The organism is Lysinibacillus telephonicus (assembly GCF_039654155.1).
Lineage (GTDB): Bacteria > Bacillota > Bacilli > Bacillales_A > Planococcaceae > Ureibacillus > Ureibacillus telephonicus.
In genome coordinates, this window is the sequence record NZ_CP155468.1 from 865,946 (window position 1) to 882,918 (window position 16,973).

Sequence of the window (16,973 nt, forward strand, 5' to 3'; positions counted from 1 at the left end):
AATTATAAGTAAGGGTTTATTTAGATATAAGGCTCTATAATATTTGTTGGGGTTTGAAAAAATTTCATAAATAAAAAAGCACGTAATCACCGATTTCTATATACTTGAATTGTCTAGAAACAAGCAATGAAAGGTGATACGTGCAAATGAATTTTAACATGAATATTCCAGGATTAAAAGGTGTAACTGTTCATAAGGTGGAGGAGATGGGGGAACGTATTGTTCTACACGTTTCCATACCAAAAAAAGAACATCAATGTCCAGCATGCAAGAATATAACATCAAAAGTCCATGATTATCGAATTCAAAAAATTAATCATTTAAAATGGTTTGAACGATTAACCGTCCTTTTTTATAAACGTCGTCGTTATGTATGCCAATGTGGGAAACGTTTTTCAGAAAAATCCCCTTTCGTGGATAAATATCAACGTTTCTCGAAAGAATGGAATCAAGTTGTACGAATCCGTTCAATAAAGGCAAAAACATTTAAAGAAGCAGCTGAAGTACTTGGTACATCAAGCTCAACAGTGATTCGTCGCTTTAAAGAAGTAGTAAAGGAACAATTAAATGAAGGGGTTCATTTACCAAAATGTATCGCGATTGATGAATATAAAGCAGATACCGATGCGGGAACTTATCAATTAATTATTGCCAATGCGGAAACACATGAACCAATTGATATTTTACCAAATCGTAGAAAAGAAACCATTAAGGATTACTTGATGAAATACGGTGCAGATGTAGAAATTGTGGTTATGGACATGAATCCAAGCTTTAAAGCAGCAGTTAGGAAGGCGTTAAATCGCCCGATTATTATTGCGGATCGCTTTCATTATTGTCGTTATATTTACTGGGCACTAGATGAAGTACGTCGAAATGTTCAAAAAGAATGGCATGCATATGATCGAAAGAAATGTAAGAAAATGCGTCATGTACTATATAAACGATTTGATAAGTTAACAGAAACGAATCGTTGGTACTTAAATCGTTACATAGGAATGTCGAAGGAACTAAAGCAAGCCTATGAATTAAAAGAAGCTTACTGCGAATGGTTTGATTGGGCAAAAACTTCAAATGATTTGATAGAAATAAAAAAAAGATTAGAAGCCTTTTACCGAAAGGTAGAAGAAGCAAATATTCCGGCATTTTTAAAGGCTATTCAAACGCTAAAAAATTGGCAAGTTGAAATTTTAAATAGTTTAAGTTTTGGATATTCAAATGGTTTTTTAGAAGGAATTAATAATAAATCAAAAGTTTTGAAGCGCAATGCTTATGGTTTTAGAAGCTATGAACACTTTAAAGCGAAAATTTTATTAAATAATTTATCTAAGAAAATTGGGATTCATTTAGGATAATCGGGGTGCCGTGTAATATCACTTCACCCCAACATTTGACATAGAACCAGATATAAAAAACGGAGTGGAATGTAAATGAAAAAAATTCGTAAAGCAATCATCCCAGCAGCAGGACTAGGGACTCGTTTTCTACCAGCAACAAAGGCTATGCCAAAAGAGATGTTACCTATAGTCGATAAACCAACAATTCAATTTATTGTAGAAGAGGCTATAGCTTCGGGGATAGAAGATATTCTAATAGTGACAGGTAAAGGCAAACGGGCTATTGAAGATCACTTTGATTATGCATTTGAATTAGAAGCAAATCTTATCGGAAAGAAAAAATTTGAAGTTTTAGAAAAAGTTCGTTTCTCGTCAAATATTGATATTCACTATATTCGCCAAAAAGAGCCATTAGGTTTGGGGCATGCTATTTGGTGTGCACGTAAATTTATTGGTGATGAGCCGTTTGCTGTATTACTTGGTGATGATTTAGTGAAAAGTGAAACACCATGCCTAAAACAATTAATGAATCAATATGATAAAAACTATTCAAGTGTTATTGGCGTAATGGAAGTACCTGATCAAGACGTTCATCGTTATGGTGTGATTAATCCTGAAACAACCGATTCAAAATTAATGCGAGTTATACAATTTGTTGAAAAACCTGCTTTAGAAGATGCACCCTCTAATTTTGCTATTATAGGTAGATATATATTGACTCCAGAGATATTCCGTTTCCTTGATGAAAAGAAAACTGGTAAGGGCGGGGAAATCCAACTCACCGATGCAATAGAATCGTTAAATAGTATTCAGCGAGTATTTGCCTATCGATTTGAAGGAAAGCGTTATGATGTAGGAGAACAACTAGGATTTATTGAAACAACAATTGATTTTGCGTTGGAACGAGAGGATTTGAGTGAATCTGTTAAAAAAATGATTTTACGAAAAGCAAAGGAAATAATTGGGGAATAACTACTTCAATAGCTATGAATTGAATGACCATTATTGTAATTAGAGATTATAAAATTATATAAACATAAAATAAACATGTTTTTATGGAAAAATTTGAGTTAACTTTTTGTGAAGAAGTATCTAATTCAAATATATTAAAGTGTAAGTTGTAAAGCATTAGTTGTGCTTTGAATAGTATATGGGATTACCCGTAAAAACTTCATATTAATTGGATTTAACACTAACAGTATCAAGTTGGCATTTCCTAACTACTATGTAATAATAGAATACGTTAATTTAAATTATAGAAATGAGGTTATTAATATGGTAACCCATTCAGTACACACAACATTATTAAATTATTCATTTGATTATAGTGATATAGATAGATATAGAGAACGGGTCTTAAAAATCCATAATAAATTAGAAAAATCAAATGATTTAATAGGGTGGATTGATCTACCATTAGAAAATCAATCTGTCCTTTTTGAACGAGTCTTCAATGTTACTGAAGAAATAAGAAGAGTAGCTGATGTGTTAGTGGTTATAGGGGTTGGGGGCTCCTTTTTAGGAGCACGAGCAGTACAAGACGCCCTAACGCCTTATTTCGGTATGCATCCAATAGGAGTTGAAGTAATTTATGTAGGTCAAAACATGAGTGGTGCATACATCAACCAATTACTTACATATATTGCAGACAAAGAAGTTTATGTGAACGTTATTTCAAAATCAGGTGGAACAATGGAGCCTGCACTTGCTTTCCGTGTATTACGTTCCTATATGGAAAAACGATATAAAGCAGAATCGATTAATCGAATTATTGTTACAACAGACCCTGAAAAAGGCTTGTTAAAAAATTTGGCAGATAAAGCCGGATATCGTCAATTTGTTATTCCGTCTGATATTGGTGGGCGTTATTCAGTTTTAACACCGGTTGGTCTATTACCAATTGCAGTAGCTGGTATTGATATTAAGGCATTAATGGATGGTGCAAAGACTGCAGCAATTGAACTTCAAGAACCTGATTTGGCTCATAACAATGCATACCAATATGCTGTAATGCGTCACATTTTATATAACATGGGCTATAAAGTTGAACTTTTAGCGTCATTTGAACCTTCTTTAAATAAATTTCATGAATGGTGGAAGCAATTATTTGGAGAAAGTGAAGGGAAAGAAAAAAAAGGTCTATATCCATCTACAGTTAATTTCTCAACAGATTTACATGCAATTGGACAATTTATTCAAGATGGTAGTCCAATATTATTTGAAACATTGCTTCATTTCCACGAAATTGAGGTAGATTACGAGGTGCCATTTGATTCTAGAAATGAAGATGGTCTTAATTATTTATCTGGACGAACTTTTAATGAAATTAATGCTATTTCAAAGCAAGGAACAGCGCTTGCCCATGCAGAAGGTGGCGTTCCAGTAATTCAGCTAGAATTGCCGAAGCTTGATGCATATCATTTAGGATATTTAATCTATTTCTTTATGAAAGCATGTGCGATGAGTGCTTCACTTCTTGAAGTAAATCCATTTGATCAGCCTGGTGTCGAGTCTTATAAGAAGAAAATGCTTGAATTGTTGAAGGAAGAGAAGGTGTCAAAGTGAGTAGTGTAATGTATAATTATAAATCGTGGACAAATGCAGACTTACCTGAATACTTAGCTGAAGAATTGCAGAGTATCACTGGAGATGAGGCTGCAATCGAAGACCGTTTCTACCAATATCTTTCCTTCGGCACAGGTGGTATGCGCGGACTTCTTGAAGCGGGGACAAATCGTATTAATATCTTCACGATTCGCCGTGTTGCGGAGGGACTTGCACGTTTCGTTGAATCAAATGGTAAAGAAGCGAAAAAGCGCGGAGTTGTAATTGCATATGATACTCGACATTTTTCATATGAGTTTGCGGTTGAAACTGCTCGTGTATTAGGTGCTCATGGTATTACAATATTTGTTTATAAAGAATCACGCCCAACTCCACAACTTTCTTATTCTGTCCGTGAGTTGAATGCTTTTGCAGGGGTTGTTATCACAGCCAGCCACAATCCAAAGCAATACAACGGCTTTAAAGTCTATGGTGAAGATGGTGCACAATTAGTACCGTCTGGAGCCAATGCTATTGTAGAGCATATGGAGGAAATAGATAACATCTTTGATATTTCAATAGCTGATATTGCTATTTTAGAAGACCAAGGATTATTCAAATGGATTTTAGAAGATTTAGATGAAAAATATATGAAAAATCTTCTTACATTAAAGGATAATGATGATATTGATTTGAATATGAACATTGTTTATACACCTCTACACGGCTCAGGACTTGTACCAGTACGAGAAGGGTTAAATCAATTTGGTTTTAGTAATATACATATTGTTGAGCAGCAGGCTATTCAAGATGGTGCATTTCCGACTGTCAGTTATCCTAATCCAGAAGAGGCTGCAGCTTTCCAGTTAGCAATAGAACTAGGTGAGAAGGTTGGAGCAGATTTACTGTTAGCGACAGACCCAGATGCCGACCGATTAGGTGTTGCTGTTCGAAATGATAATAGATATGAGTTATTAACAGGAAACCAATTGGGAGCATTGTTATTACACTATATTTTATCCACAAAGCAACGTTCAGGTATGTTGCCTGATGATGGTGCAATGATTAAGACAATTGTTACCTCTGAACTTGGTGCAAAAATTGCAGAACATTTTAATATTTCGACAGTGAATACTTTAACTGGCTTTAAATACATTGCAGAAAAAATTGCACAGTACGAAAAAACGAACGAACATACATTTTTATTCGGCTATGAAGAAAGCTATGGATATTTAATCAAAACTTTTGCTCGCGATAAGGATGCGGTGCAGGTTGCCTTAAAAGTTGCTGAGATGGCAGCTCATTATACAAAACAAGGTAAAACATTACTTGATGCGTTAAATGATTTATATGCTCAATTTGGCTACTATAGGGAAGCGCTTGTTTCAAAAGTGTTTGAAGGAAAAGACGGCCAAGAAAAAATGAAAGCAATATTAGATAATTTACGTAAAGAAATTCCTTCTGAAATTGCGGGGTTAACAGTAGTTCGAGTTGAAGATTACTTGTCTAGTATCACTACTTTCGTTGATGGAACAACTGAAGCTATTACTTTACCAAAAGAAAATGTCTTAAAATTTGTTTTAGAGGATGACTCGTGGATTGCTATCCGTCCTTCAGGTACAGAACCTAAGTGTAAATATTACTTTGGTGTTGTAGCAGATTCAAATAGAATTGCGGAAGAAAGACTTGAGCAGTTGTTAAACGAGATTTTTTGATGTGCCTGATACAAATTATTTTATAAATTCATACAATTACAAAAGGAGATTACCGTATTTATTAAATCGGTAATCTCCTTTTGTAATTATTTTGAGGTTGGGAGCTTTTCAAATCTCCTTGAAAACTCTTTTTTAATACACCTGTCGTTGCAAAACTTCAGTAATTTTACTAGAATCCAAAGAAGGATGATTTCTCTCCCAATCTGAAATTAGAAGAATATAGGTTTTAAATAATAAAAAGGCCAAAAATTCAGGGTCTTGTTGAATGTTTTCTCCCGTTTTTATTTGCTGCTGAATTAGATTTTTTAAATAATCGATTATTTTCTGATCGATTTTTTCAATTGTTTTGATGACATGAACGGTTTGGATATCCCGAGCTTCTTGAACTATTTTCATGATAAGGGAGTGACTTTGTCTAAATGCTAAAATTGCTTCAAGCACGTGACGGATATTTTCATGAAATGGTAATCCTGGTTTAATTGCTTTATTAGCAACATTCATCATTTGTTTGATGGTACTATCAACGATTTCGTCGAATAAATCTTCCTTATTGTCAAAATAAGTATATACTGTTCCTTTTCCGACCTTTGCAATCTTTGCAACACTATCCATTGTTGTACCTTTGAAACCAAATTGGCTGAACGAGGTAGTAGCTGCTTCAATAATTCTCTCTTTTTTTTCCTCAATCATTTTTCGCATTCCCCTTTATTTTCTTGGAATGTACTCAATGACAAAATCCTGTCTTTTTTCCATTAATTAATTTCTTTTTAAGTTTATATTAAAATGAACTAGAATTCCATTTAGAACTTAAAAATATGAACTAAAAGAAAATTTTTCTAGATTAGTTAAGTAATATATGGTATATTTTACTACGTTCAGAACTGAAATTCATTTTTAGTCATTCGGTATCGTAACTGTTAAGAAGGGGGTTTTAAAGTGATAAAGGCGAGACTTATTTTAGTTTTGTCCCTTATTGCTGGCTTAATTGTTGGTGGTTTTTTCCTGTTAGATAAAAAAGAAGCGGCAGGAAAAAATCTTTTGGAAGGACAGCCAACAGCATATATTGAAGGAGATGAAAGTAAGGTCAGCTTTAAGCTAGATGGACGAATTGAGGAACTTCTCGTAGATGAAGGAGATGTAGTTAAAAAAGGCCAGGTTATCGGAGTTCTACAAAATGATGAATTAGAAGCTAAAGTATCGCAGGCAGAAGCTGCGGTAAGTGTAGCAGATGGACAGATAAATGAAGCAAAAGCAGCTCAATCGACTGCAGTAGCTAAAATAGAACAGGGCAATGCAGCAGTGAATGTAACAGCAGAAACTGCTGCAAAGAAAGTTGCTCAGGCTGAAGCTGCATTAAGAGCAGCAGAAGCAAATTTGGAAGCATTACAAAATGGTGCTCGTCCAGAAGAAATCAAGCAAGCAGAAAGTCAAATGAAAGCAGCGGAAGAAATTCAAAAAGTAGCGAAGGATAATTTAGAACGTCTACAAACCTTACTGGAACATGGTTTAGCTTCCCAGGCGGATGTTGACAAGGCTAATACAACCTATCAAGAAGCCAAAGGGAAGTATGAGGTGGCAAAACAGCAATATGAAATAGCGGTCCAAGGTCCACGTGAAGAAGAGGTAAAAGCTGCCAAAGCACAAGTAGATCAGGCAAAGGCTGCTTATGAATTGGCTGTAGCTTCACAAGATGAAGTTTTGGTGCGACAAGGTGAAGTAAAAGCAGCAGAAGCGGGTATTAAGCAAGCTGCTGGGGCTGTATCTACGGCACAATCAGGTAAATCTCAAGCAGAAGCCGCCTTGGCTGAAGCCAATGTGTACTTATCATATACACAGCTAATCGCCCCAACTGACGGAGTAATTAAAACGAAAGCAGCAGAAGTGGGTGAACTAGTAAGTGCAGGATTCCCAGTCTTTACATTGGAGCAAGCAGAGGAAAGATATTCGAAATTTTACTTCCCTGAAACCGAGATTTCTAACATACAAGTTGGAGATTGGGTTCAAATTGAAGTAATTGCAACCGGAAAAAAACTAAAAGCAAAAGTAGTTTCCATATCGCCTGCTGCCGATTTTGCAGTTCAAAAGGCTACACAAAACATGGATGATACAGATATTCGTTCTTTTAGTGTTAAAGTAGAATATAAAAATATTCCTAATGATGTGAAAACAGGCATGACAGTTAAATGGTTGAAACTTTTAGGTGAACATAATGGAAATTAAAGTTTGGGATATCCTTTATCGTGAATGGATGCATATTGTTAAGAATCCACATACAATTGGGCTATTATTTTTAGTTCCACTAATATATACATTCCTGTTTGGATATTCTTATTCTGGTGCTCAACTAAAAGAAGTAAACACCGTTGTGATAGATCATGATAATAGCCAATTAAGCCGACAAATCATACAAGCGTTTGATGAAAGTCAAACCTTTCATGTGACTGGTTATATGGAAAGTGAGAAGGAATTGAAGGATGCGTTAGCAATAGGAGAGATAAAGGTCGGCATTGTAATACCAGAAAACTTCTATAAACGACTTTTACAAGGTGAGAACCTTCCTATCGTCACTTTGATTGATGGCAGTAATATGATTGTAACTAATTCAACAAGTAGAGCAGCGAATTCAATCATTAGTACTTTCAGCTATGGTTTTTCACAGACGAAGCTTCAACAGCAGGGATTCCGGGATGAGGAAATTAATTCAACTTTTTTTCACATTCCTTATCGTACACGTATTTTATATAATCCAACTTCCAACTACAGTGACTTCATGGTCTATGGCTTAGTTGGAACGATATTGCAGCAGGTGTTATTTTTAGGAGTAGCTTTAACGATTACACGTGAAAAAGAAAGTGGGTTATGGGGGCAATTTGCCAAATGGAAGTTAACACCTTGGAGATTAGCTTTTGCTAAAGTCTTTCCCTATTTCTTAGTAAATTTAATTAATACACTTACGACTTTATTAGTTTGCTTATATTGGTTCAAACTACCAATGCAGGGTAACGTCATACCGCTAGTTTTGTTGTCTTGTAGTTTTACTTTTGGGGTATTAGGTATAGGATATTTAGCAAGTTTATTTGCTAAAGATCAACTAAGCGCTACTCAGGTGACTATGCTTGTTGCTGTCCCATCTTTTGTGTTATCCGGATTTACTTGGCCATTAGAAGAAATGCCTAATTTCTTAGTTGGACTCTCACAAGTCTTACCTTTGACTTATTATTTAGATGGAATTCGTCATGTATTAATTAAAGGGAATGGCCTATCATTTATATGGGGCGATATTATTAGTCTCTTACTAATTGGTCTTGTAACTTTCTTTGTCGCTTTCCTTGCTACGAGTACGATTGTATTTAGGAAGAAAGGTGCTCTTTAATCGGAGAGATTAGTGAAATTGAAATAATTGATGTACCTAATATAAAAGTAAATTAAACATAATATTAAAAGGAGATTACCATATTCGCAAAAATTGGTAATCTTCTTTAGTTTTGTCAAGTGATTGTTATGCATTTTAATGGAAGGGACCCATAACTTTAAAAATCAGAATCTCCTTTAAAAAAATATGCTAGATTTACAATTAATCCCCAATCAATCGCTGAAGTTCCGTTTCGATATTAAACACCCGTTTGTTTAATGCAGATGTTTTATAATCTACATCGGATGCTATTTTTTCGGTGAAGTCACCTAAAGTTCCAATAATTTCATTTCGAAGTTCAGCATGATCTATTCGTAATGCTTTCACTTCTTGTTCGATAGAGTCAAGATGCTGATCCATTCCATGTAGACGTTGTTCAAATGAAACAAAATGCTGATCCATTCCGTGTAGACGTTGTTCAAATGAAACAAAATGCTGATCCATTCCATGTAGACGTTGTTCAAATGAAACAAAATGCTGATCCATCCCGTGTAGACGTTGTTCAATTGAATCAAAGCGCTGATCCATCCCGTGTAGACGCTGCTCAATTGAATCAGAACGCTGATCCATTCCGTTCAGTCGTTGATCCATTGAGTCTAATCGGTTATTGACTGGTTCTAACTCTTCCTTTAAAACTGAGCGTAACAATTCTGCAATTTCGTTATTCATCCTCATTACCTCCACGTTTTTTTATATTATAACATAGAAGTTACTAGAGAATAATCTACTATTTGAAATGTAACTGAATCAAACACCCCAAACTTGAAACCACGATTCCGCTAATATTAGTAGGTATTCATTAAGTATAAATAGAGCCTGCTAAGAAGATTTGACAGGCTCTATTTAAACGACAAAGTAATTATTATTTGAACAACTTAAATTTGCACACTAAGTATTCTTTTACAATCAAAACTCCTCTATCTCCTCACTCGTTATCACCTTATTTCCATGATAATACAATTGGTATCGATTGTTATTTTGATGTAATAAAAGGTATGTTGGGAGTTCTCTCTTCAAATATGGCTGAGCATGATCTGGCCATTGTTCGATTGGTTTATTTATATAAGGATTATAATCAAAGTCAAGATTTGTATTTAAACTATGGTTCATGTAGTCAAAGTTTAAATCATTTACTTTTGCAAAAAGTAAATCGTCTGTTACTTGTACAATTTTTTCAATATTACGAATTACTACGTCATCATAAAAATCCGAAGCAGCAACTTGGAAAATACCATCCTTATAGTACATCCAATTCCAATTTTCTAAATCAAACTCAGAAGGCAAATCTAGACTACTTGGGTCTAAGTCGACGTTAAAGTATTCTTTTACAGCATTTTTAACTGTTTGCTCGGTATAGCCAGCTCCATATTCCCCTGGAGCATCTGATTCAACGATGTTATGCAAAATGACATATGCAATCATCGATTCATAGGTAAGGGTGTCGCGTTTGTCAATATTACCGAAATAACTATAATCTGTAATTGCTTGTTCTAATTCTGGAGTCATAGTTGCTTCCTTACCATTGGCAAAATCGCCCATGTCAGTGGTTAACGTGTTAATAACATTTTCTAGAGAGGATATAGGAGAAAGATCCATTGCAAATTCCTTCGTTCCAATAGAACTTTTTATTATTGGTTGTTCCTCTCCTGCATAAGTATCGAATGCCTTTTCATATGTTTGCTGATCAACTGTATCACCATTGACCCCGTAGAAAAAATTATCCTCTTCAAAGTTATTGTTTAATGCGTAATAAAACTCATCAGTTAAAGAAATTGTTTTATCCTGAAGCGTAAAGAACAGATTGTGCGAATATTCAATCCCTTGTCTAGTCATATCACTAGAATGCTTGATAGCTGTTGTATTATTTTTTAATTTTACTAATGTTACAGCTAAATCAGATGCTGTGCTTGAATCAATCGTATAAAAAGCATCCCATAGAAGTGATGGGTCCGATTCGGAAGCTCCCCATACCTCTTCTATGTATCCATTTTGATTCCGATGTTCCATTTCATCGGTCTGATAGTCATTACTTTTAAATAAAATATACAACTCTTTTTTCGCATCGTTATTAAAATCAATTAATTCAGTATAGACAACTCCAGTAGTGTACTCTGATTCATGATAGCCATGATTAGGTGACACAACTCCATAGTTTTCATAAATATCAAGCAGTATTAATGCTAATTGTTTATTTTGAGCTATTTGATCTTCAACATTATGTAATTCAGTTTGTACATTTTTGAGCAAATCATTATGTTCCTTACTAGAGCTTAAAGTTTCCTCTAGCTCTGTTAAAATTCCTTTTGCTGATTGAAATTCATTTTGATTTATTAGTTCAATCGCCTCATCAAATTGTTGATTGAATTGTAACGTCTCTTCTTGCTTACTATTATCATTGCACCCAAATAAAACGAATAGTAAGACGAGAAGAAGTAATATATTTTTCATTTTAACACCCCGATAAAATTTGAAATCTATTTCATTATCCCAAATATAATCATAATTTGTAATTATTTTAATAAAAAACAAGAATATGGTTGCAAGTTCAACATTTTGATTATCTATATTACTCTAGTTGACTTGAAAAAAATCATATTAATATATTTCCAACCATATAATGATTAAGATTTGCTAAGTTAAAAACCTACATCAATATAAACTCAATTCCTTATGACATTTCACCTAATAATAGTGAGTGTACAATCTCTAAAGTTCTTCAAAATAACTATTTTATAGAACTTTTATACTTTGTAAATCGACAAAATATAACAGAAATCTATTAATTACCATCTAATATTTACAATTGTTTCACAAAACTACTATCTTAAATTTACAAACTTTCTCTACTATAAATATTGGTTGATTTACAATTTTAATCCAAATAAAGGGGATGAATTACTTTGAAGAAGAAGAAATATCAAAAGTATTTTACTGCTACGATAGCCGCTACAGTGGCTGCATCAGGGGTGTCGACGTTAGCACCAAATACAACAAGTGCAAATACAAGCTTTTCAGACGTTCCTTCTAATTATAATTTTTATAAGGAAGTGACGAATCTAGCTGAACGTGGAATAATTAAGGGTTTTGAAGATGGTACATTTCGTCCAGGCGATCATGTTACTCGTGGACAAGCAGCAAAAATTATTGCTGGTGCCCTAGGTTTAGATACTAAAAATGTAAAAAATCCGGGCTTTAAAGATATCCCAACAAGTCATCAATACTATGGCGCTATTGCAGCACTTGCCAATGCAGGAATTATTAGTGGTTATGAAGATAATACGTATCGTCCAGGTGAACCAGTTCAACGCAACCATATGGCAAAAATACTTGCTGGAGCTTTTGAACTTAAACCTTCTACTAACTCACTTCCATTTACAGATGTCAGAAGTGATTATAAAAATTATATCTCGGCTCTTTATGAAAACGGTGTAACGACAGGTAAAACAGCAACTACATTTGATGGCTCTTCAAATGTAACACGAGGTCAGTTAGCTGCATTTGTTATCCGTGCAGAAAACGTAAAACCTTCTGACCAACCGGAACAACAAGATCAACAGCTTACTTTAACGATTGAAAGTGTTTCAAATAATACGATTCAAACTTCTGAAGGTGAATTAAATGTCGCTTCTTCTTTAACGCCAATCTTTCATTCTAAAAATGCAACTGCTTTGAAAGGTGCAAAAGTAACAGCAGTTGTTTCGAATGGTGTAATTACAGAAGTTTCATCACTAACATTTAACGCTTCTGGCACTGAAGGAAAAGCTGTTGTATTTGATGGCGGCAATACAACGATCCAAGGAGCTGTTACAGTAAATGCTGATTTCGTTGCTTTAAATAATGTAACAGTGGCTGGTAATGTTACTCTTACAGATAAAGTTGTAACTGACTTTTCAGCTGAAGGTCTTACTGCAAATGGAGAATTAATTATTGAGGAAGGTGCTGCAGACCAAGTAGCATCAGTTAATGGCTTTATAGCTGCAGAATCAACAAAAGGGCCAAAAATTGACTTAAAGAAATCAAAAGTTAAATCGGTTCATGCAAAACGTAACAATATATCCTTATCTTCAGATACAAAATTATCTGAAGTAAAAGTATCTGCTAAAGTATCAATGCTAGAAATCAATGCAGATGCAGAAAAAATAACAATTAACACTACTGTAAATTTAGAGATAAAAGGGAAAGGTGCAATTGACCAAGTCACAATTGAACAGACAATTGATCTTCTTCTGAATCTAGTTGGACAAATTAAAGAGCTAGTTACCAAAAATAAAGATAAGAGTATAGAATTAGGGGCTAATGTTACGATTGAAACTTTAGTAATCCCAACAAGTGTTGAAGTTTCTTCTATTATTAAAAACTACAACAGTGTAAAAGAAAAAATTAAAAAAGTAAAAGATGATAAAGGCTCAGAAGTGAATCCAGGGAATTCCTGGGTTGGCGGAGGCTCAGGTGGATGGTCTGGTGGAGGCCAAAACAAAAACTTCACATTATCAATTATGCATACGAACGATACACATGCTAGCTTAGATAATATTGCAAAAACTGTAACTGCAGTAAAAGAAGTAAGGGCAGAAAAGCCAAGTTCATTATTACTAAATGCCGGTGATGTATTCTCAGGAACACTATACTTCAATGAATTCCAAGGACAAGCTGATCTAGCATTTATGAATCTAATGAAGTATGATGCAATGACATTCGGCAACCATGAGTTTGATTTAGGTTCTAGCGACGAAGGTCATCAAGGATTAATAGATTTTATTAAAGGCGCACAGTTCCCATTTGTAAGTTCAAATGTCGACTTCTCTAAAGATGAAAAGTTCCAAGGCTTGTTCACTGACTTAATTTCTAGTGAACCTGAAAACGGAAAAATCTATAACGGTATTATTAAAGAAATCAATGGTGAAAAAGTAGGTATCTTCGGTTTAACAACTGCAGAAACAAAAGATCTTTCAAGCCCAGGTGCCATTACATTTGAGGATTATAAAGCAGAAGCAGAAAAAGCAGTTAAGGCATTTGAAGGCCAAGGAGTAGATAAAATTATTGCCATTACGCACATCGGTTATGACGATAATGCGGCTATAGACAATGATTTAACTTTAGCTAAAGAAGTAGAAGGCATCGATGTCATTGTTGGTGGACATTCACATACAACACTTTCACAGCCGGTAGTCATTGCTGAAGACGCAACGCCGACTGTCATTGTTCAAACAGGAGCCAACAACAGCAATTTAGGTGTATTAGATGTAGAATTCGATCAAAATGGCGTGATTACTAAACAAGCCGGTGAACTAATTGCAATTGGTGATCAAGAAGAAGATGCAGAGGCAAAAGCATTACTTGCACCATACAAAGAACAAGTTGATAAATTAGCGCAAGAAGAAATTGGTGTAACGGCAGAGGTAGCGTTAGAAAACCCACGTACAGGTGATGTAGGAAATACAACGGGTGAAAGTGTCCGTAAAAACGAAACAGTATTAGGGAATTTAATTACAGACGGTATGCTTGCAAAGGCGAAAAAAGCTACAAATAAAAATGTAATCATGGCATTGCAAAATGGTGGCGGCATCCGTGCTGCAATTGACGCTGGTCCAATTACAGTAGGTGAAGTCATAAAGGTTTTACCATTTGGCAACACATTAGCCGTAATGGATGTAACCGGAGCTGAATTAAAAGAAGCATTTGAAATTAGTGTAGGCAAATATCCAGGAGAAAACGGTGGGTTTTTACATGTAGCTGGTGGTCGAGTTCAATTTGATGCATCTAAACCTGCCGGTGAACGTGTTATTTCAGTAGAATACAAAGATGCTGATGGAAATTATGTTGAAGTACAAGATGATGTGATGTATACAGTCGCTACAAACGCATTCACAGCCCAAGGTGGAGATGGTTTCACAGTATTTAAGAAAGCCTACGATGAAGGAAGAGTAACAGACTTAGGTTTATCCGATTGGGAAAACTTTAGAGAGCATCTGCAAAGTCTAGAAACAATCCCGACTGAAACAGAAGGCCGTATTGTGAATGTGGCTGGTACGGATGTTGAACCAGAACCAATTACAGGCTTCTATAATTCAAATCCAGAAAATTTAATAGTTTCTCAAATTGCTAGATATGACAGCGGTGTAGGTTCAACAGGTACAGAAATTTTAGCATATGATGCCGAACGTCAATTAGCATTTGTGACAAATGGTGCTGTTAGTGGATTCGATATTATATTATTCTCTAGTTTAAAAACAGGAGAATTTACTGATGTACCGTCAACAAAAAGAGTACTTTTATCAGAGTTTGGAATTGAAAATGTCAATGATATTACAAGCATTGCTTCACATCCAACTAAAGATTTAATTGCCATAACTGCAGTAAGTGATCCGAAAACAAATGCAGGATATGTTGTTTTCGCATCAAAAGACGGCAAATATATTTCACATGTTCAAGTAGGCGCACTACCTGACATGGTAACATTCACACCAGATGGAACGAAGGCAATTGTAGCAAACGAAGGTGAGCCAGCTGAGGATTATTCAGCAGATCCGGAAGGTTCAATTACAATTATTGATTTACAAAACAATTATGATGTAATTACACTAACGTTTACAGAATCATTATTAGACGATGAAGTTCGCATAAATTCCTTTGTATCTTCAAGCGATTCTGCATTAGTGCAGCTTGAACCTGAATATATAACAGTTTCTAATGACAGCAAAACTGCTTATGTTTCATTACAAGAAAATAACGCCATTGCAACAGTAGATTTAGAAAATGGTGAGATCCTTTCAGTAAAAGGTCTTGGTGTAAAAGATCATTCTGTAGAAGGAAATGAAATTGATGCACACAATAAAGACGGCATTAATATTCAAAAATTGCCGCTCCTTTCGTTCTATATGCCGGACGCAATTGACACATTTACAGTCGGTGGTAAAACCTATATCATCACACCGAATGAAGGAGATGCAAGAGATTGGGATGCATATAGTGAGGAAACAGAACTTAAAGAAATAGCAGATAAAATTAAATTAAATGCCGAAAATTATCAAGGATATACTCAAGAAGAATTAGACGCATTTATTGCTGATGGCGGACTTAAAAAATTAGAAAAAATTAAACTGACAAAAGAAAATGGATTAAATGAAAACGGCGAATACGAAGCACTTTATGCATTTGGAGGCCGAAGCTTCTCAATTTTCGATGCTGAAACAATGGATTTAGTGTTCGATAGTGGCAGTGACTTTGAAAAAATAATCGCAGAAAAAGTACCTCAACACTTCAATGTTGATAATGAAGAGGTAGAAGTAGATAATCGCAGTGATAATAAAGGTCCTGAACCAGAAAGTGCAGTCGTTGGTGAAATTGATGGCAAACTTTATGCTTTTATTGGATTAGAGCGATTCAGCGGTATTATGGTTTACGACTTAACGGATGTAAATAAACCTGAATTTGTAACATTAATATCAAGCCGTGATTTCTCTGAGAATATTAAAGGGGATGTATCTCCTGAAGGTTTAGTATTTGTTTCAGCCGAAGAGAGCCCAACAGGTAAAGCATTATTAATGGCAACTCACGAGGTTTCAGGGACAGTTGCTGTTTATGAATTTGGAAAAGATGTTCCTGTACAAGAAATTCCTGAAGATGCATTTTCTGGTACTGCAAGTGAACCAAAAGTTTACGAAGGTAATGTAAAAGTAACGATTAAAAATGCTGCTAAGCTTGAAAATGCAACGATTAAAGGTGACTTGATTCTAGTAGGTACACCAAGCGAGACATTTGAGATTATCAATGTCAAAGTTGAAGGAAACGCAGATCTATCAGGTTTAGAGGGAGATAGCTATAATTTCGATGGGTTAGAAGTAACTGGAAATACAACTTTTTAATCATTATAAAGCCTTCCAGCACATCTTTGTGATGGAGGGCTACTCTCTATTAAGTATTTAAGTACGAGTTTGTCCGACAAAATACAAGGAATAAAATATG

10 protein-coding genes are annotated in these 16,973 nt (G+C 34.9%); 7 read left to right on the plus strand and 3 right to left on the minus strand.

The annotated features are described in order from the left end of the window. The first annotated feature begins 140 nt into the window (after positions 1 to 140). The 4 genes from MKY04_RS04130 to MKY04_RS04145 all read left to right on the plus strand — a co-directional run bounded on the left by MKY04_RS04130 (position 141) and on the right by MKY04_RS04145 (position 5,596). The gene (locus tag MKY04_RS04130) at positions 141 to 1,355 is read left to right on the plus strand and encodes an ISL3 family transposase (RefSeq protein ID WP_346234394.1); all 1,215 of its coding nucleotides are present in this window, start codon (positions 141 to 143) and stop codon (positions 1,353 to 1,355) included. A 75-nt stretch (positions 1,356 to 1,430) separates the two neighbouring features. Next, positions 1,431 to 2,309 (plus strand): UTP--glucose-1-phosphate uridylyltransferase GalU, encoded by an 879-nt coding sequence (galU, locus tag MKY04_RS04135; RefSeq protein ID WP_126294222.1) that lies wholly within the window; start codon positions 1,431 to 1,433, stop codon positions 2,307 to 2,309. Positions 2,310 to 2,612: 303 nt separating this feature from the next. Continuing rightward, on the plus strand, positions 2,613 to 3,902 hold the full coding sequence (locus MKY04_RS04140) for a glucose-6-phosphate isomerase (protein WP_346235361.1): 1,290 nt from the start codon (positions 2,613 to 2,615) through the stop codon (positions 3,900 to 3,902). Between the two features lie 8 nt (positions 3,903 to 3,910). Beyond that, positions 3,911 to 5,596 carry a phospho-sugar mutase gene (locus MKY04_RS04145; RefSeq protein WP_346235869.1) on the plus strand — a complete coding sequence of 562 codons (1,686 nt, stop codon included), beginning with the start codon at positions 3,911 to 3,913 and terminating at the stop codon, positions 5,594 to 5,596. A 132-nt stretch (positions 5,597 to 5,728) separates the two neighbouring features. Here MKY04_RS04145 and MKY04_RS04150 read toward each other — a convergent pair whose 3' ends face one another. Next, positions 5,729 to 6,286, minus strand: coding sequence for a TetR/AcrR family transcriptional regulator (locus tag MKY04_RS04150; RefSeq protein WP_126294225.1), 558 nt, complete (start codon positions 6,284 to 6,286; stop codon positions 5,729 to 5,731). 246 nt (positions 6,287 to 6,532) lie between these two features. Between MKY04_RS04150 and MKY04_RS04155 the strand changes: the two genes are divergently transcribed. Beyond that, positions 6,533 to 7,816, plus strand: coding sequence for an HlyD family secretion protein (locus tag MKY04_RS04155; RefSeq protein WP_346235362.1), 1,284 nt, complete (start codon positions 6,533 to 6,535; stop codon positions 7,814 to 7,816). Beyond that, the gene (locus MKY04_RS04160) at positions 7,806 to 8,969 is read left to right on the plus strand and encodes an ABC transporter permease (protein ID WP_346235363.1); all 1,164 of its coding nucleotides are present in this window, start codon (positions 7,806 to 7,808) and stop codon (positions 8,967 to 8,969) included. The genes MKY04_RS04155 and MKY04_RS04160 overlap by 11 nt, the downstream gene beginning before the upstream one ends. 201 nt (positions 8,970 to 9,170) lie before the next feature. Here MKY04_RS04160 and MKY04_RS04165 read toward each other — a convergent pair whose 3' ends face one another. Together MKY04_RS04165 and MKY04_RS04170 are read right to left on the minus strand one after the other, a co-directional pair. Beyond that, complete coding sequence (locus tag MKY04_RS04165) at positions 9,171 to 9,677, minus strand: hypothetical protein (protein WP_126294227.1); 507 nt, start codon at positions 9,675 to 9,677, stop codon at positions 9,171 to 9,173. Between the two features lie 237 nt (positions 9,678 to 9,914). Continuing rightward, positions 9,915 to 11,456 carry a hypothetical protein gene (locus tag MKY04_RS04170; RefSeq protein WP_346235364.1) on the minus strand — a complete coding sequence of 514 codons (1,542 nt, stop codon included), beginning with the start codon at positions 11,454 to 11,456 and terminating at the stop codon, positions 9,915 to 9,917. A gap of 452 nt (positions 11,457 to 11,908) precedes the next feature. Here MKY04_RS04170 and MKY04_RS04175 point away from each other — a divergent pair, with 452 nt between their 5' ends. After that, positions 11,909 to 16,873 carry a choice-of-anchor I family protein gene (locus tag MKY04_RS04175; protein ID WP_346235365.1) on the plus strand — a complete coding sequence of 1,655 codons (4,965 nt, stop codon included), beginning with the start codon at positions 11,909 to 11,911 and terminating at the stop codon, positions 16,871 to 16,873. Positions 16,874 to 16,973: the final 100 nt, after the last annotated feature.